This window comes from Bradyrhizobium sp. S3.2.6 (genome assembly GCF_040546885.1).
GTDB lineage: Bacteria > Pseudomonadota > Alphaproteobacteria > Rhizobiales > Xanthobacteraceae > Bradyrhizobium > Bradyrhizobium cytisi.
The window spans coordinates 125,443-141,270 of record NZ_JBEPOS010000003.1; the positions used below are offsets into that span (position 1 = coordinate 125,443).

The window sequence follows — 15,828 nt, forward strand, 5'->3', positions numbered from 1 at the left end:
TCCCGTTTTTTGGTTAGGCCGTCTTCACGCCCGCGACGGTGCCTGAGGGCTCCTCGCTGAGCCAGCGATAGATCACCCCGCCGAGCGCGCCACCGATCAACGGTGCGACCCAGAACAGCCAGAGCTGCGAAAGCGCCCAGCCGCCGACGAACAGCGCGGGGCCGGTGCTGCGCGCCGGATTCACCGACGTGTTGGTGACGGGGATGCTGACGAGATGGATCATCACCAGCGCAAGTCCGATCGCGAGCGGCGCAAAGCCAGCGGGCGCGCGGCCGTGAGTCGAGCCCATGATGACGAACAGGAACATCATGGTCATCACCACCTCGGTGACGAAGCAGACGACCATGCTGTACTGGCCGGGCGAATGCGCGCCATAGCCGTTGGAGGCGAAGCCCTTGGCGAGGTCGAATCCGGGCGCGCCGCTGGCGATCACATAGAGCAGTTCGGCGGCGACAATCGCTCCGCAGACCTGCGCGATCACGTAAGGCAGGATCTGGCCTGGCGGAAAGCGTCCTCCGGCGGCAAGGCCGACCGTGACGGCCGGATTGAGATGGCAGCCCGAGATATGGCCGATCGCATAGGCCATGGTGACGACGCTCAAGCCGAAGGCCAGGGACACGCCGACCAGGCCGATGCCGACTTGCGGAAAGCCGGCCGCGATGACCGCGCTGCCGCAGCCTGCGAATGTGAGCCAGAACGTGCCGATGGCCTCGGCAGCGTATTTCTTCATATCCATGTAGCGTCTCCCCTGATTTCCAAAGATTCCGGAACTATGTCCGTCGCGGCCCCCGTCCTGGCGCCGAATCTCCCAAATCGGGGCCGCGAGAGAGCATTTTCGCCGCATTTAGTGGCTGAACTTGGCCCGAAATCCCGCTTGGCCGGTGGACATCGTGGGTTTTGTCTGATACATCCGCGCGCTCAAGGTTAAGGGCTTGCGCTTTTTGCCGTCCCCCATGGCCTACCAGAATTCAAATCCGATCCACTGAAGAGGATGCCGCGTGCAGGTTCTCGTTCGCGATAACAATGTCGACCAAGCCCTCAAGGCGCTGAAGAAGAAGATGCAGCGCGAGGGTATTTTCCGCGAGATGAAGCTCCGCGGTCACTACGAGAAGCCCTCCGAGAAGAAGGCTCGCGAAAAGGCCGAAGCCGTGCGCCGTGCGCGCAAGCTGGCCCGCAAGAAGCTGCAGCGTGAAGGCCTGTTGCCGATGAAGCCGAAGCCGGTGTTCGGCGCCGGCCCCGGCGGCGATCGTGGCGGCCGCAGCGGCCCGGGTGCAGGTGCAGGTCCGCGCGGACCGCGCTGATCTTGCCGAAGTTGCAGGACTGAGTTTTCAATGACGCGGGCCCCCGGCCCGCGTTATTATTTTGTGAGCAGTGCCTTTCTGGGATGGGGCACTACAGATGCGGCACCAGCGCGAGCGAACCGTAGATGGCCTCCCCTTTCCCCGAGCCCGGCTTGGCGCGGTTGCGCCGGATCTGGCGCCAGCCGCTTGCGCTGACCTTGGTGGGGATCGCATTATGCGGCTGCTCCTTCGACCTGGGCTCGCTGATGCCCGAGAAGGACAAGCCACAGGAAGCGCCCACGGCGGCGGCCACCCCGGATAGCGCAGTCAGCGCCGCCAACGTCACCGAAGCCCAGACCCACACGACAAAAGCCCAGGCACTGGCCAAGTCGGGCGAGACGCAGGCAGCGCTCGACGAGTTCAATCGCGCGGTCGCACTCGATCCCTACAATGCCCAGGCCCTTTATGGCCGCGCCCTGCTCTATCAGAGCAACAATGAGCACGACTTCGCGATCGCCGATTTCGGTGCCGCAAGTGGGCTCAATCCGCAGAAGGCCGAACCGCTGCTCGGCCGCGCCGTCAGCTATCTTGCCATCGGCAAGGTCAAGGAGGCGGCGGCCGATCTCGACGAGGCCTCCGAGGCCGATCCGCACAACGCCCAGGTCTGGACGATTCGGGGGCAGGCCTATGAACGGCTAGGCGACAAGACCAAGGCGGCGACGTCCTACAACAAGGCAGTCAGCCTGCGCCCACACGATGACGCCGCTCGCAGCGGCTTGGCCCGCGTCGGCGGCTGACGGTCTCTTGGAGCTAATCGGGCGTGGCGCTCTTCGGCAGAACGGCGTGGAACATCGACTTCATGCCCGAGAGCATTTCGTCGGCGACATTGGTCTTCGGCCGTGGCGTGGTCGCGCCGGCATCGGCGCGCAGATCGAGCGGCGGCGCGATCATCGGGACCGGAATATCGGCCGGCGGCGTCAGCCGATTCGGGTCGTCATTGCCGACCGAGGCCGTGTAAGAGGGATTCGCCTGCGACGCGCCGCCATTGCCATAGGCCTCAGGTGACGGCGTCGACACATTGATCGGCGGCGGCAACGGGCGCACCATCGACGGCACCGCAGTCACAACGCGGGGCGCTTCCGGCGTGCGGGAGGCTTCCTGGACGGCAGGCTCTGGCGTCCTCTCGGTCGCCTTGGTTTCAGAAGCCTTGGTTTCAGAAGACTTGGTTTCAGAAGACCTGGTTTCAGAAGACCTGGCCTCGACGGGCTTGATTTCGGAAGATTTGGCCTCTGCGGCCTTCTCAGCAGCCTTGCCCTCAGGCGACTTGCGCAGGCGCTCGATGGCGGCCCGTGCCAGATCGTTGGCATCGGGAGTCGCTGCCGGGGAAGCCGCAGCCGGCGCCGAATTGGCCTCGACCACCGGCGCGGCGGTCGGCGCAGCCGGGGTGGACTTGGCCACTGCCTTCTCATGGGCCGCGGTACGGCTGTGCGAAGCGGTCTCGCCGGGCGCCACGTCCGCAGCCTTGGACTCGGCAGGTTTGGTCTCGGCAGGCTTCTCTGCCGCCGGCTTGTCCGACGCGCCCTTGTCGGAAATGCTCTTCTCGGAGACGCCCTTGGCCTTGACGCCGGGGGCCGGGAGGTTGGCCACATCGGCGGGTTTGCCGCTCTTGCCGGCATCGGCAGGCGCCATCACCGAGGCTGGCGTATCCGCCGCCGGCCTGGCGTTGATGTAATGATTGACGATGTAGGCCCCGATGATCGTCGCGAGCACCGAGGGGAAAATATCCATCGAAATTTTAGCGAGGTATTTCAACATTTCTCGGCCACTCCCCGCGCGATCTGATGCGGGAACTTTGGGGCATTGTAAGGGATCAACTGCGACGGATCGATGGCAAAGGTTACGCGTACCTTGGCTTCAGCTCAATCTCAAGAAACACGATCTCGGTTGCGGTTTCGTTAAGCACGTCGTGTTGGACGCCGGCCTTGCGGAAATAGGATTTTCCGGCCGCAAGCTGCGCCTTGGAGCGCTCCCCATTGGGCGCCACGATGGTCATTTCGCCGGCCACGACGGGAACGATCACGTAGTCCATTCCGTGGGTGTGATGCCCGGTCGCACTGCCAGGGGCAAGCCGCCATTCGGTCACCCGGACCTCGTCATTGTCGACCTGAACCTCGGACTTGGCCTCGGACTTGGCGGCAAGCATCGGAACCCTCCTGGGGAATCGGGTCAGGGTACGAAAACCATGAACACGTAGACCGCAAATACCACCATATGGACCAGCCCGAACAGGACATTGGTCCTGCCGGTGCCGAAGGTCAGCATGCTCAACAGGAATGTCAGGAACAGCAGCGCCGTGTTCGCGGGGTTCAAGCCCAGCACGAGTTGCTTGTCGAGCGCGTAGGTGGCGATCCCGACCGCCGGGATGGTCAGGCCGATCGTGGCCAGCGAAGAACCGAGCGCCAGGTTAATGCTCTTCTGGAGGTCGTTCTTGCGGGCCGCGGCGATCGCGGAGACGCCCTCCGGCATCAAGATCAGAAGCGCGACCAGAAGGCCCGCAAACGCCGGCGGCGCGCCGATCCTGTCGGCGACGGCGTCCACCACCAGCGAAAACTTCTTGGCGAGGAGAACGACGGCCAGCAGCGAGATCAGCAGCAGCGCGATGCTGAGGGCCAGCATCTTGCCCGACAGATGGGCGGTCCCGCTCTCGCCGTCCACCCGCTCGTGAACGAAGTAGTCCTTGTGCAGGACGGTCTGGGTATAGAGAAACACGCCATACAGCACGATCGTGACGACATCGACAAAGCCGAGCTGAAGCGCCGAATAGACCGGGCCGGGCGTCGTGAGCGTGTAATTGGGCATGACCAGTGTGATGGTCGCCAGTGCAATCAGCCCACTGAGATAGACGTTGGCGCCGGAGACCTGAAAGCCCTGCTCGCGGTAGCGAAGTCCGCCGATGAAGACGCAGAGGCCGACGAGGCCGTTGCAGACGATCATCACCACCGCGAAGACGGTGTCGCGCGCAAGCTCCGGCGCCGGCTTGTCGCCCAGCATGATGGTGGTGATCAGCGCGACCTCGATGATGGTGACCGCGAGCGTGAGCAGCAGCGTGCCGAACGGCTCGCCGATCCGCTCGGCGATCACCTCGGAATGATGCACGGCCGCGAACACGGTGCCGAACAGGATCACCAGCAGGACGATCGCGAACAGGCCGCCGCCGGCCGTCAGGGTGAAGCCGTAGCCGGTGGCGGTGACGATCAGGAATAGCAGCACCGCGAGGGCGGGGAAGATCCAGGACGACCGCGGCATCGGTCCGTGTGCGCTCATGCCAACAATTCCTTCAAGCAATTGGGGGCAGAGTATGCGCGAGAAGATCGCGCGCGTCAGCCCTCAACCGCCGTTGACGAATTGCCGCGCCGTTTCCAACGCCCCGAAATCATCGAGATTTTCGTGTCCCCCGCCGGGAAACCGCACCAGCTGCTTGGGGCCGCGGGCGAGCGCAAACAATTGCTCTCCGAATCTGATGGGAATCACCTGATCGCTGGTGCCATGCATGATCAGAAGCGGCACCGCGACGCGTGCGATGCGCTCATCGGAGTGAAACTGATCGCGCATCAGGAGACGAACCGGGATGAAGCGAAACAGCGGCGCGGCGATGTCGACCGTCGAGGTGTAGGGCGCCTCCAGGATCAATTTGCCGACTGGATGCTCAGATGCGATTGCGACCGCAACGCCGGTCCCGAGCGAGAACCCCCACGCCACGATCCGCGCTGCGTCATAGCGCTCTGTCGCAAAGGCATAGGCGGCCGCGGCGTCCCGCAGCAGGCCCTGCTCGCTCGGCGCGCCGGTCGAGCCGGCATAACCGCGATAGGACAGCGCGACGAGACCGGTGCCGTCGGCAATGATGCCCTTGAAGCGGCTGACGCGTCCGGCGAGGAAATCGCCGTTGCCGGGAAAGAACAGCACCACGCGACGGCCAGACCTGGCCGGCGCGTGCCAGACGATGACCTTCTCGCCGTCGGATGTGGTAAGAACGTGCTCCTCAGCCTCCGGAAGCCCCGCAGCGGCCGGCGCCTTGCGCTCGGTCGTCGCGATCGGAAACAGCATGTCGCGCTGCTTCACGTAGAGCAGGACGAGACCTGCGAGATAGCCGGCGGCAACGACGATGGCGATCCATTTCAGGACTGTCATCGCTGCGCCGGCTCTCCGGCTTACATCGCCTTGACGATGTTCTCGGTAACCTTCTTGGCGTCGCCGAGCAGCATCATGGTGTTGTCGCGGTAGAACAGCGGATTGTCGATACCGGCATAACCCGACGCCAGTGACCGCTTGATGAACATCACCGTGCCGGCCTTCCAGACCTGGAGCACGGGCATGCCGTAGATCGGCGAGGTCTTGTCCTCTTCGGCCGCCGGGTTGGTGACGTCGTTGGCGCCGATCACGAAGGCGATATCGGCCTGCGCGAATTCGGAGTTGATGTCCTCGAGCTCGAACACCTCGTCATAGGGCACGTTGGCCTCGGCCAGCAGCACGTTCATGTGGCCGGGCATGCGGCCCGCGACGGGATGAATGGCGTACTTCACCTCAACGCCTTCCTTCTTCAGGATGTCGCCCATTTCCCGCAGCGCATGCTGGGCCTGCGCCACCGCCATGCCATAGCCGGGCACGATGATGACCTTCTGCGCGTTCTTCATGATGAAGGCCGCGTCATCCGCCGAGCCGAGCTTGGCGGGCTTCTGCTCGCCCGAGCCACCGCCACCAGCGGCTGCCGTCTCGCCGCCAAAACCACCAAGGATGACCGAGATGAAGGAGCGGTTCATCGCGTGGCACATGATGTAGGACAGGATCGCGCCGGAGGAACCCACAAGCGCGCCGGTGATGATCAGCGCGGAGTTGCCCAGCGTGAAGCCGATGCCGGCCGCGGCCCAGCCCGAGTAGGAGTTCAGCATCGAGATCACGACCGGCATGTCGGCGCCGCCAATCGGGATGATCATGAGCACGCCGAGCGCCAGCGCCAGGATGACGATCATCCAGAAGTCGAACGCGCTGCCGGTTAAGACCAGACCGACGATGAAGAACACCAGCGCCGCGGCGAGCGCGATGTTGATGATGTGGCGGAACGGCAGGATGATCGGGGCGCCGCTCATACGCGCGGACAGCTTCAGGAACGCGATCACCGAGCCGGTGAAGGTCAGCGCACCGATGGCGACGCCGAGCGACATTTCGACCAGGCTCTGCGCATGGATGTTGCCGGGCGTGCCGATGTCGAAGGCCTCGGGCGCGTAGAATGCGCCGGCGGCGACCAGCACCGCCGCCATGCCGACCAGCGAGTGGAAGGCTGCGACCAGTTCCGGCATCGACGTCATCGGCACGCGACGCGCGATCACCGCGCCGATCGCACCACCGATGGCGATGCCGACGATGACGAGTACCCAGGCGAGACCGTCCGCGGGCGGATGGTTGGCCAGCGTGGTGGCGACCGCGATCGCCATGCCGATCATGCCGAACAGATTGCCCTGGCGCGACGAAGCGGGGCTCGACAGCCCGCGCAGCGACAGGATGAACAGCACTCCCGCCACGAGATACAAAAATGCAGAGAGGTTAGCGCTCATCTCAGGTCCCCATTGATCCCATCAGCCCGAGGTGGCCGCTTACTTCGACTTCTTCTTGTACATCGCCAGCATGCGCTGGGTGACAAGGAAGCCGCCGAAGATGTTGATGCAGGCAAAGATCAGCGCGACGAAGCCGAAGGCGCGCGCCCAGCCCGAACCGCTCGATACGTTGGCGACGCCGCCGGCAAGCAGCGCGCCGACCACGATCACCGAGGAGATCGCATTGGTCACGCTCATCAGCGGCGTGTGCAGCGCCGGTGTCACCGACCACACCACGAAATAGCCGACGAAGACGGCGAGGACGAAAATCGACAGCCGGAAGACGAAGGGGTCGACGACCTGTGCAACATGCTCCATGGCGGCTCTCCTTAAACCCGATTAAGATGATTTGGGCTGGAAGTTCGGGTGGATCACGGCGCCGTCCTTGGTCAGCGCGGTGGCCTTGACGAGCTCGTCGTCCCAGTTCACGGCCAGGGCCTTGCTACCCTTGTCGACCATGGTTTCGATGAAATTGAACAAATTTCGCGCATAGAGACTGGAAGCGGACGCCGCCACGCGCCCGGCGACGTTGGTGTAGCCGACGATCTTGATGCCATCGAGGTCGACGACCTCGCCGGCCTTGGCACCTTCGACATTGCCGCCGCGCTCGACGGCGAGATCGACCAGCACCGAACCCGGTTTCATCGACTTGACCATCTCGGCCGAGACGAGCCTCGGCGCGGGCCGGCCCGGGATCAGGGCGGTGGTGATGACGATGTCCTGCTTCTTGATGTGCTCGGCGGTCAGTGCGGCCTGCTTGGCCTGGTACTCTTTCGACATTTCCTTGGCATAGCCGCCGGCGGTCTGTGCGTTCTTGAACTCCTCGTCCTCGACGGCGAGGAATTTTGCGCCGAGCGATTCGACCTGCTCCTTGGTCGCGGGCCGCACGTCGGTGGCCGTGACGATGGCGCCGAGACGGCGCGCGGTCGCGATCGCCTGGAGACCGGCGACGCCGACGCCCATCACGAACACCTTGGCAGCAGGCACGGTGCCGGCGGCGGTCATCATCATCGGGAAGGCGCGGCCGAAGGCCTCGGCGCCCTCGATCACGGCGCGGTAGCCGGCGAGGTTGGCCTGCGACGACAGCACGTCCATCACCTGCGCGCGGGTGATGCGCGGCATCAATTCCATCGCGAAAGCGGACACGCCGGCATCGGCGATCGTCTTCAGCGCGGCCTCGTTGCCATAGGGATCCATGATGGCGATGACGAGCGCGCCGCGCTTGTACTGCGAAAGCTCGGACGCCTCGGGGCGCTTCACCTTGATGATGATGTCGGCGTCAACAAGCGCATCGGCGCTGACCGTGGCGCCCACGGCGGTGAACTCGGAATCCGGCAGGCCCGATTTGAGGCCGGCGCCCGGCTCGACGGCGATCTCGGCGCCTAGCGCCTTAAACTTCTTCACCGTATCAGGCGAAGCGGCAACACGCGGCTCCGACGGATCGATTTCCTTGGCAACGGCGATCTTCATAGGCCCTCCGGCGACGCGTGAAAAAGCGCGCGCGCAAACTTAGCGTTACTCCCGCAACGTTGGATACCGGTTTTGGGACCGGCTTGGATGCAAATTTTATGGGCACCGGCAACGCTGGCGATGCGGCAGGCGGTGGATCAGGTCAGGAAGATCGCCATCAGGATGACGATGAGCGCGACCGAAGCCGTGCCGTACTTCACCAGCTTGATGAAGCCCTCATAGGTCTGCTCGTGGGCAACATAGTCGTTGCCGTCGGCCGTGGTGTAGGCCACTTCGCTATGGTCAGCCATGGATCGTCCCCAGTCGAAAGTCGAATTCAAGGCTGGCAATAGCGCAAACAATCGGGCAGGGCAACGGCACGGAAGAGCGGTTTTCCCGCAAATCAGGTCATTTGGAATCCAGATTGTCGCGGATCCAGCGCGCAAGACTCTGCTCGCTGACCTCGCCGGCGGCGAGGGAGAGGATGATGGTCGTCGCTTGCGCTGGATCGGGACCGAAGGCCACTCCATTCTTGTGAAGGAAGACCATCATCGCCATGAAGGCGATGCGCTTGTTTCCATCGACGAATGCATGATTTTTCGCGAGGCCGAATGCGTAGGCGGCAGCGATCTCATCAAGCGGCGCCTTCTCATAGCCCCATTTGTTGATGGGCCGCTCCAACGCCGAGCGCAGCATGCCCTCATCACGCAGTCCCGGCGCACCGCCAAAACGACGCAGTTGCCGGCTGTGAATTGCGATAGCCTGCTCGTACGTGACCCAGAGCGGCTCTTGGGGCTCGCTCATTACTTCGCGAGCGTGGCAAGCGTGTCGCGGTACTTGTCCATGATCTCGTCGGCGATCTCCATCGTCCGCTCGAAGTCAGGATCGTATGGCAGCGCCTGAAAGCCGCCGCCCGGCAATTCCACGATGTGCAATTGCTGTCCGCGCTTGAGATCGAGCCGCTGCATCAACTCACGCGGCAGCAGCACACCATCCGAATTGCCAATCTTCTTGATCTCAATCTTCATGGCCCACCCACCGAACGGTCATCCAATGATCTGCGTTGTACATATGTATAACACAGATCGGATGGCAGTTCAACGGATGTTTTACATCGATTCATCCGCAAAAACGGCGTTCCGCCGCCTCAGCCCATTGCCTCCAGCTCGTCGATCATCCCGGCGATGACCGAAAGCCCGCCGTCCCAGAACTTCGGGTCCTTGGCGTCGAGCCCGAACGGGCGCAGCAGCTCGGAGTAGTGCTTGGTGCCGCCGGCGGCGAGCATGTCGAGATAGCGCTCGGCAAAACCTTCGGCCGCGTTCTCGTAAACGGCATAGAGCGAGTTCACGAGGCAGTCGCCGAAGGCATAGGCGTAGACATAGAACGGCGAGTGAATGAAGTGCGGGATGTACATCCAATAGTTCTCGTAGCCCGCCTTGATCTCGATCGCCGGCCCCAGGCTCTCGCCCTGCACCGATAGCCAGAGCTCGCCGAGCCGCGTCGCCGTGAGTTCGCCGTTCTTGCGCTCGGTGTGGACCGCGCGCTCGAACGAATAGAACGCGATTTGCCGCACCACAGTATTGATCATGTCCTCGACCTTGCCGGCGAGCAGCGCCTGGCGCTGCTTTGCGCTCTTGGTCTGCGCCAGCAGCCGCCGGAAGGTCAGCATCTCGCCAAACACGCTGGCGGTCTCGGCCAGTGTCAGCGGCGTCGGCGCCATCAGCGCGCCGTTCTTCGCCGCCAGCACCTGGTGCACGCCGTGGCCGAGCTCGTGGGCGAGCGTCATCACGTCGCGCGGCTTGCCCTGGTAGTTCATCAGCACGTAAGGGTGTGCCGACGGCGTGGTCGGATGCGAGAACGCGCCCGGCGCCTTGCCCGGGCGCACCGGCGCGTCGATCCAGCGGTCGGTGAAGAAGCGCTCGGCGATATCGGCCATTTTTGGCGAGAAGCCGCGATAGGCCGACAGCACCATGTTGCGCGCATCGGGCCAGCCGATGGTATCGGTCGCGGCGAACGGCAGCGGCGCGTTGCGGTCCCAATAAGCCAGTCGCTTCTTGCCGAACCACTTCGCCTTCAGCGCGTAGTAGCGATGCGACAGTTTTGGATAGGCCGCGCGGACCGAGGCGACCAGCGCATCCACCACCTCGCGCTCGACGCGGTTGTTCAAGTGGCGGGAGTCCGCGACATCCTTGAAGCCGCGCCAGCGGTCGGAGATGTCCTTGTCCTTGGTGAGCGTGTTGGTGATCAGCGCGAATGTGCGCTCATTGGCCTTGAAGGTTTTCGCAAGCGCTTCCGCCGCCGCCTTGCGCTTGGCACCGTCGCGGTCCTGCAGGAGGTTCAGCGTCGGCTCGATCGCGAGCTCCTTGGGCCCGACCTTGAAGCGCAGGCTGGAGATGGTCTGGTCGAACAGCCGGTTGAAGGCCGAATAGCCGGTTTGCGCCTTCTCGAGGAAGAGCTGCTCGAGCTTGTCGTCGAGCTGATACGGCTTCTCCTTGCGCAGATCCTCGATCCACGGACGGTAGTGCGCGAGCTCGGCGGCTTGCATCGCGCGGTTCAAAATATCGTCATCGACGCGGTTGAGCTCGAGCGCGAAGAACAGAAGATGCGTCGATGCCGCCGTCAGCCGCTCGGAAACGTCGCCGTAAAACTTTGAAATCGCAGGGTCCACGCTGTCGCCGGCGTGGACGAGGCCGGCATAGGAGCCGAGACGGCCGGCGAGATCGTCGATCGCCTCATAGCGTCGCACGGCTTCCGCGAGCCATTTTCCGCCATCTTCGTTTGCTGTGCCTGTTGCGAGCTTGCCTTTGTAGTCCGTCTCGAAGGCGACGCAATCGGCATCCATCGTTTCGAGATCGCGCGCCACTTCCGGCGCATCGATCCCGGAATAGAGATCGGCAAGGTTCCACTCCGGAAGCTTGCCGGTCTTGCCCGCAGACTTTGCGGGCGAAGATTTGGAGGGCTTTGCCTTGACGGCAGATTTCTTGGCAGCGGATTGCTTGGTGGCTGGTTTGCGAAGAGCAGTCTTTTTAAGAGCGGTCTTGCTAAGGGCGGTCTTGTTAAGGGCGGTCTTGGAGCGCGAAGTCATTGTGTGGGAAACCTGTGTTCAACAAACGCTGCGGCGGGCGAGGGCATCAAGGTTTAAGAGTGCGTTAATCGGCTTCGGCCAGAGTGACCCGATTCGAGACAGATAGTAGTAGCGTGCGGGGAGCACCATGGCTGCCAGTATTTTGATCGCCGACGACGACGCCGTGGCCCGCCGTCTGGTCGAGAACATGGTGCAGAAATGCGGCTATGAGACGATCGTCGTCGAGTCCGGCGACGCCGCGATCGCAGCCCTCACCGCGCCCGATGCACCCGTTATCGACGCCGTGATCCTCGATCTCGTCATGCCCGGCCTCGATGGCATGGGCGTACTGGCGAAAATCCGCGAGGCGGGCCTCAGCGTCCCTGTCGTCGTGCAGACCGCCCATGGCGGCATTGACAACGTGATCTCGGCGATGCGCGCCGGCGCTGCCGATTTCGTGGTCAAGCCCGTCGGCCTCGAGCGGCTTCAGGTCTCGTTGCGCAACGCGCTCAACGCCTCCGCACTCAAGGGCGAATTGCAACGCATCCGTCACAGCCGCGAGGGCCGGCTGACCTTCTCCGACATCATCACGCGCGCCGAAGCGATGGCGAGCGTGATGCGCGCGGCCCAGAAGGCGGCGAACTCCTCGATCCCGGTGCTGATCGAAGGCGAGTCCGGCGTCGGCAAGGAGATGTTCGCACGCGCCATTCACGGCAGCGGCGAGCGCAAGGCAAAGCCGTTCGTCGCAGTCAATTGCGGCGCGATCCCCGACAACCTCGTCGAGTCCATCCTGTTCGGCCACGAGAAGGGCGCGTTCACCGGCGCGACCGAGCGGCATACCGGCAAATTCCTCGAGGCCCATGGCGGCACGCTGTTCCTGGACGAGGTCAGCGAGCTGCCGCTGACCGCACAGGTCAAATTGCTCCGCGCACTGCAGGAAGGCGCAGTCGAGGCGGTCGGCGGCCGCAAGCCCGTGAAGGTCGACGTCCGCATCATCTCCGCGACCAATCGCAAGCTTCTGGACCGGGTGAAGCAGGGACATTTCCGGGAGGATTTGTTCTACCGCCTGCATGTGCTGCCGCTGACGATCCCTTCACTCAGGGCCCGGCGCGAGGACATCCCGCATCTGCTGCGGCATTTCCTGGCGCGCTTTGCCGCCGAGGAGAACCGCCCCATCTCCGGCGTTAGCGGCGAGGCCATGGCGCATCTCGCCCAGCTCGACTGGCCTGGCAACATCCGCCAGCTCGAAAATGCGGTCTACCGCGCGGTGGTGATGAGCGAGAGCGACCAGCTCGGTCTCGACGATTTCCCGTTGCTAGCCTCGCATCCGCCCACCGCAACGGAAATTCCGACCGCGCCGCTGATGATCGAGCCGACCGCAGCGCCCTCGCTGGTCTCGGGTAATGAAATACCGATCGTGCCGCTGCCGCTGGCGGGGTCTCTCTCGATGTTGACCCCCACCGGCGATGTCCGACCATTGGAGGACATGGAGAACGAGATCATCCGCTTCGCGATCTCGCACTACCGCGGACAGATGTCCGAGGTGGCGCGTCGTCTCAAAATCGGCAGGTCCACGCTCTACCGCAAACTCGACGAAGCCGGGGTTCCCGGCCATGGCGGAAAAAGCGGCGAGGAGACGCACTGAACCTCATGCGAACGGAGGTTCGCGCGGCCAGACATTGTGTCCGCAACCCGTTGAATTACGGCAAAATTCGGCAGCAAGCCAAACCGTGACTTGGAAGTGACAGAGACCGGGAAAAGCACGCGATGAAGCCGCACAATCCGTTGCAAACAGGCTTCCTTGACGTCAGTTTGTCGTGAGTTGTCCCGGGTAGCGCTGGCCGCAAAAACGGGGCCCGTATATCGTCTGCGTAGGAATCGTTGCGTGCAGGCGTGCGACTTTCGAGAGGCCGGCGCGATTCAGCCGAAACTCAATCAGGCGATAACGAAAGCTGTTCCACGAGGGGCAGTTCACCCAAGGGGTGCGACACAATGCGTGACTGTTTGAACCACCGTGCAGGCTTCGACCGTGTCTTGATGACGGTCGCGGCGACCTTCTTCACGGTATCGGCCGGCTCGGCGCTGGCACAGGATCAGGCGCGCAGCAGCGCCGCCGAGCTCGCGATCGAAGCCGCGATCCCGCGCCCCGAGCCTGCAAACGTGCCGCCCCCGACCGCATCCGACATCAAGCTCGACGCCACCGCCACCGTCCAGGACGCGCCGAAGGAAGCCACCAAGGAAACTGCGAAGGAGCCCGCGAAGGCCGAAGCCGCTCCGGCCCCCGGGAAGGTCGAGACCAAGCCGTCCGACGTCGCCACGACGCCCGCAGCCGACGCTCCGAAGAGCGAGACGGCCAAGACCGAATCCGCAAAGACCGAATCCGTAAAGACCGAACCCGCGAAGGCCGAGCCCGCCAAATCTGAAGCCGCCCAATCCGAGCCGGCCAAATCTGAACCTGCCGAACCTGAATCTGCCAAACCTGAATCTGCCAAGTCTGATACCGCAGCAGCACCGGCGGCCACCCCCGCTGCACCTGCGGCGGCAGCAGCGACCCCGGCCGCCGAGCCCGTGAAGGCCGCGAGCAACATTCCCGCTGCCGACCAGCCGGTCGCCGACAAGCTCAAGGACGCCTTGGGCGCCAAGACTTCGCGCTATCTCGACCGCAAGAACGAGCGCGCCGCCGTCGAGAAGTTCTACGGCGCCCGTGACTTCGCGCCGGTCTGGACCCAAGCCGGCAACCTCACTGCTGCGGCCAAGGGCGTGATCGCACGGCTGAAGGATGCAGCCTCCGACGGTCTTAATCCCGCCGACTATCCGGTGCCGGATTTCGCCGCCGCCACGACGCCCGATGCGCTCGCCGATGCCGAGCTGAAGCTCACCGCCAGCATGTTCGACTATGCGCGCCAGGCGCAGAGCGGCCGCATGCACTGGTCCCAGGTCAGCGCCGACATCCTCTATCCCGAGCATCCGGTCGATCCGAACGAAGTGCTGACCAGGGTTTCGACGGCAGCCGACGCCTCCGCCGCGCTCGACAGCTACAACCCGCCGCAAAAGCTCTACAAGGAGCTGAAGGCGAAGCTCGCGCAGCTGCGTGGCCAGGGCGACGGCCCGGTGATCGAGATCACCGACGGCCCGGCGCTGAAGTACACGCCCGCCAAGGGCAAGAAGCAGGCGGAAGCCGTGATGCAGGATCCGCGCGTGCCGCAGCTGCGCGCCAAGCTCGGTATCAGCGAGAACGCCAACGACGATCACTACGACGCCACGGTCGCCGAAGCCGTGCGAAAGTTCCAGGACGGCGCCGAGATCAAGGCCACCGGCGTGCTCGATGCGCCGACCGTGAAGGCGATGAACAGCCCGAAGCGCGACAAGCAGATCGACACCGTGCTGGTGAACATGGAGCGCTGGCGCTGGCTGCCGCGCGACCTCGGCGCGCCCTCGCTGGGCGATGCCTATGTCATCCTCAACATTCCCGACTACACGCTGAAGGTGATGCAGCGCGGCCAGCAGCTCTGGACCACCCGCGTCGTCACCGGCAAGCCGGGCCAGCACGCGACGCCGCTGCTGACCGAGACGATGAAGTACATCACGGTCAACCCGACCTGGAACGTCCCGCCGTCGATCGTCTATGGCGAATATCTGCCGGCGCTGCAGCAGGACCCGACCGTGCTACAGCGCATGGGCCTGAAGCTCGAGCAGAACCGTGACGGCTCGGTGCACATTTCGCAGCCGCCCGGTGAAGCCAACGCGCTCGGCCGCATCCGCTTCAACTTCCCGAACAAGTTCCTGGTCTATCAGCACGACACGCCGGACAAGAACCTGTTCGCCAGGGAAGATCGCGCCTTCAGCCATGGCTGCATGCGCGTGCAGAATCCGGATCAGTACGCCTCCGTGCTGCTCAACATCACCATGCCGGGCGAGAAGTACACGCCGGAGCGCGTGCGCAGCATGTACGGCTCGGGTGAGGTGGACCTGAAATTCCCGACCCCGATCCCGGTCAACATCACCTACCAGACCGCCTTCGTGGATGACGGCGGCAAGCTGCAATTCCGCAAGGACGTCTATGGCCGCGACGCGACCATGATCAACATCTTGAAGAACGGCCGCGGCAAGGACCTCGAAAACGTCGTGGCGCACTCGCAGCCGAGCTATTCGCGCCCGGCGACGACGCTGCCGGCCGGCGTGGCGGTGGCCAATAATGGCGGCGGGTTCGGCTCGTCCGGTCCGAACTTCTTCGAGCGGCTGTTCGGGGCCCCGACCCCGCCGCCGGCTCCGGTCGGCCGCCGGCCCCAGCAACAGCGGGTGTTCACCCGCTGAGCTGCCTCAGCACATAAAATTCTTCAATGAGATCAACGACCCCGTCCCCTGGATGGGGTCGTTTAACGTTAAC

At 63.9% G+C, this 15,828-nt stretch carries 16 protein-coding genes; 4 read left to right on the top strand and 12 right to left on the bottom strand.

Annotated features, from left to right (window positions below; all coding sequences use genetic code 11):
* Positions 1 to 13: 13 nt before the first annotated feature.
* On the bottom strand, positions 14 to 736 hold the full coding sequence (aqpZ, locus tag ABID58_RS08350) for an aquaporin Z (RefSeq protein WP_354032286.1): 723 nt from the start codon (positions 734 to 736) through the stop codon (positions 14 to 16).
* A gap of 262 nt (positions 737 to 998) precedes the next feature.
* Between aqpZ and rpsU the strand changes: the two genes are divergently transcribed.
* Positions 999 to 1,301, top strand: coding sequence for a 30S ribosomal protein S21 (rpsU, locus tag ABID58_RS08355; RefSeq protein ID WP_071909764.1), 303 nt, complete (start codon positions 999 to 1,001; stop codon positions 1,299 to 1,301).
* Positions 1,302 to 1,426: 125 nt separating this feature from the next.
* Entirely contained in the window at positions 1,427 to 2,077 is a 651-nt protein-coding gene (locus ABID58_RS08360; RefSeq protein WP_354032287.1) for a tetratricopeptide repeat protein, read from the top strand.
* A 13-nt stretch (positions 2,078 to 2,090) separates the two neighbouring features.
* Here ABID58_RS08360 and ABID58_RS08365 read toward each other — a convergent pair whose 3' ends face one another.
* The 11 genes from ABID58_RS08365 to ABID58_RS08415 all read right to left on the bottom strand — a co-directional run bounded on the left by ABID58_RS08365 (position 2,091) and on the right by ABID58_RS08415 (position 11,462).
* The gene (locus tag ABID58_RS08365; protein WP_354032288.1) at positions 2,091 to 3,095 is read right to left on the bottom strand and encodes a hypothetical protein; all 1,005 of its coding nucleotides are present in this window, start codon (positions 3,093 to 3,095) and stop codon (positions 2,091 to 2,093) included.
* Positions 3,096 to 3,177: 82 nt separating this feature from the next.
* Positions 3,178 to 3,483 carry a cupin domain-containing protein gene (locus ABID58_RS08370; protein WP_148753975.1) on the bottom strand — a complete coding sequence of 102 codons (306 nt, stop codon included), beginning with the start codon at positions 3,481 to 3,483 and terminating at the stop codon, positions 3,178 to 3,180.
* A 23-nt stretch (positions 3,484 to 3,506) separates the two neighbouring features.
* Positions 3,507 to 4,604, bottom strand: a complete 1,098-nt coding sequence (locus ABID58_RS08375) for a calcium:cation antiporter (RefSeq protein ID WP_354032289.1) — start codon at positions 4,602 to 4,604, stop codon at positions 3,507 to 3,509.
* 63 nt (positions 4,605 to 4,667) lie between these two features.
* The gene (locus ABID58_RS08380; RefSeq protein ID WP_354032290.1) at positions 4,668 to 5,468 is read right to left on the bottom strand and encodes an alpha/beta hydrolase; all 801 of its coding nucleotides are present in this window, start codon (positions 5,466 to 5,468) and stop codon (positions 4,668 to 4,670) included.
* Positions 5,469 to 5,488: 20 nt separating this feature from the next.
* Positions 5,489 to 6,889, bottom strand: coding sequence for an NAD(P)(+) transhydrogenase (Re/Si-specific) subunit beta (locus ABID58_RS08385; RefSeq protein WP_148753978.1), 1,401 nt, complete (start codon positions 6,887 to 6,889; stop codon positions 5,489 to 5,491).
* 39 nt (positions 6,890 to 6,928) lie between these two features.
* Entirely contained in the window at positions 6,929 to 7,246 is a 318-nt protein-coding gene (locus ABID58_RS08390) for a proton-translocating transhydrogenase family protein (RefSeq protein WP_063981116.1), read from the bottom strand.
* Positions 7,247 to 7,267: 21 nt separating this feature from the next.
* Positions 7,268 to 8,398, bottom strand: coding sequence for a Re/Si-specific NAD(P)(+) transhydrogenase subunit alpha (locus ABID58_RS08395; RefSeq protein ID WP_354032291.1), 1,131 nt, complete (start codon positions 8,396 to 8,398; stop codon positions 7,268 to 7,270).
* 137 nt (positions 8,399 to 8,535) lie between these two features.
* On the bottom strand, positions 8,536 to 8,688 hold the full coding sequence (locus tag ABID58_RS08400; protein ID WP_008136857.1) for an aa3-type cytochrome c oxidase subunit IV: 153 nt from the start codon (positions 8,686 to 8,688) through the stop codon (positions 8,536 to 8,538).
* Between the two features lie 97 nt (positions 8,689 to 8,785).
* The gene (locus ABID58_RS08405) at positions 8,786 to 9,181 is read right to left on the bottom strand and encodes a type II toxin-antitoxin system death-on-curing family toxin (protein ID WP_354032292.1); all 396 of its coding nucleotides are present in this window, start codon (positions 9,179 to 9,181) and stop codon (positions 8,786 to 8,788) included.
* On the bottom strand, positions 9,181 to 9,405 hold the full coding sequence (locus ABID58_RS08410; protein ID WP_354032293.1) for an AbrB/MazE/SpoVT family DNA-binding domain-containing protein: 225 nt from the start codon (positions 9,403 to 9,405) through the stop codon (positions 9,181 to 9,183). Before ABID58_RS08410 ends, ABID58_RS08405 begins: the two co-directional genes overlap by 1 nt.
* Before the next feature lie 119 nt (positions 9,406 to 9,524).
* A complete protein-coding gene (locus ABID58_RS08415) occupies positions 9,525 to 11,462 on the bottom strand; it encodes a M3 family oligoendopeptidase (RefSeq protein WP_354032294.1) in 1,938 nt (645 codons plus the stop codon).
* Between the two features lie 127 nt (positions 11,463 to 11,589).
* On the opposite strand from ABID58_RS08415, the gene ABID58_RS08420 reads away from it, so the two are divergent.
* Positions 11,590 to 13,086, top strand: a complete 1,497-nt coding sequence (locus ABID58_RS08420) for a sigma-54-dependent transcriptional regulator (protein WP_354032295.1) — start codon at positions 11,590 to 11,592, stop codon at positions 13,084 to 13,086.
* Positions 13,087 to 13,433: 347 nt separating this feature from the next.
* A complete protein-coding gene (locus ABID58_RS08425; RefSeq protein WP_354032296.1) occupies positions 13,434 to 15,755 on the top strand; it encodes a L,D-transpeptidase scaffold domain-containing protein in 2,322 nt (773 codons plus the stop codon).
* Positions 15,756 to 15,828: the final 73 nt, after the last annotated feature.

Excerpts from the sequence above, each read along its gene's own strand:
- aqpZ (WP_354032286.1), bottom strand. The coding sequence starts at position 736 with ATGGATATGAAGAAATACGCTGCCGAGGCCATCGGCACGTTCTGGCTC.
- ABID58_RS08360 (WP_354032287.1), top strand. The coding sequence starts at position 1,427 with ATGGCCTCCCCTTTCCCCGAGCCCGGCTTGGCGCGGTTGCGCCGGATC.
- ABID58_RS08365 (WP_354032288.1), bottom strand. The coding sequence starts at position 3,095 with ATGTTGAAATACCTCGCTAAAATTTCGATGGATATTTTCCCCTCGGTG.
- ABID58_RS08370 (WP_148753975.1), bottom strand. The coding sequence starts at position 3,483 with ATGCTTGCCGCCAAGTCCGAGGCCAAGTCCGAGGTTCAGGTCGACAAT.
- ABID58_RS08375 (WP_354032289.1), bottom strand. The coding sequence starts at position 4,604 with ATGAGCGCACACGGACCGATGCCGCGGTCGTCCTGGATCTTCCCCGCC.
- ABID58_RS08380 (WP_354032290.1), bottom strand. The coding sequence starts at position 5,468 with ATGACAGTCCTGAAATGGATCGCCATCGTCGTTGCCGCCGGCTATCTC.
- ABID58_RS08385 (WP_148753978.1), bottom strand. The coding sequence starts at position 6,889 with ATGAGCGCTAACCTCTCTGCATTTTTGTATCTCGTGGCGGGAGTGCTG.
- ABID58_RS08390 (WP_063981116.1), bottom strand. The coding sequence starts at position 7,246 with ATGGAGCATGTTGCACAGGTCGTCGACCCCTTCGTCTTCCGGCTGTCG.
- ABID58_RS08395 (WP_354032291.1), bottom strand. The coding sequence starts at position 8,398 with ATGAAGATCGCCGTTGCCAAGGAAATCGATCCGTCGGAGCCGCGTGTT.
- ABID58_RS08400 (WP_008136857.1), bottom strand. The coding sequence starts at position 8,688 with ATGGCTGACCATAGCGAAGTGGCCTACACCACGGCCGACGGCAACGAC.
- ABID58_RS08405 (WP_354032292.1), bottom strand. The coding sequence starts at position 9,181 with ATGAGCGAGCCCCAAGAGCCGCTCTGGGTCACGTACGAGCAGGCTATC.
- ABID58_RS08410 (WP_354032293.1), bottom strand. The coding sequence starts at position 9,405 with ATGAAGATTGAGATCAAGAAGATTGGCAATTCGGATGGTGTGCTGCTG.
- ABID58_RS08415 (WP_354032294.1), bottom strand. The coding sequence starts at position 11,462 with ATGACTTCGCGCTCCAAGACCGCCCTTAACAAGACCGCCCTTAGCAAG.
- ABID58_RS08420 (WP_354032295.1), top strand. The coding sequence starts at position 11,590 with ATGGCTGCCAGTATTTTGATCGCCGACGACGACGCCGTGGCCCGCCGT.
- ABID58_RS08425 (WP_354032296.1), top strand. The coding sequence starts at position 13,434 with ATGCGTGACTGTTTGAACCACCGTGCAGGCTTCGACCGTGTCTTGATG.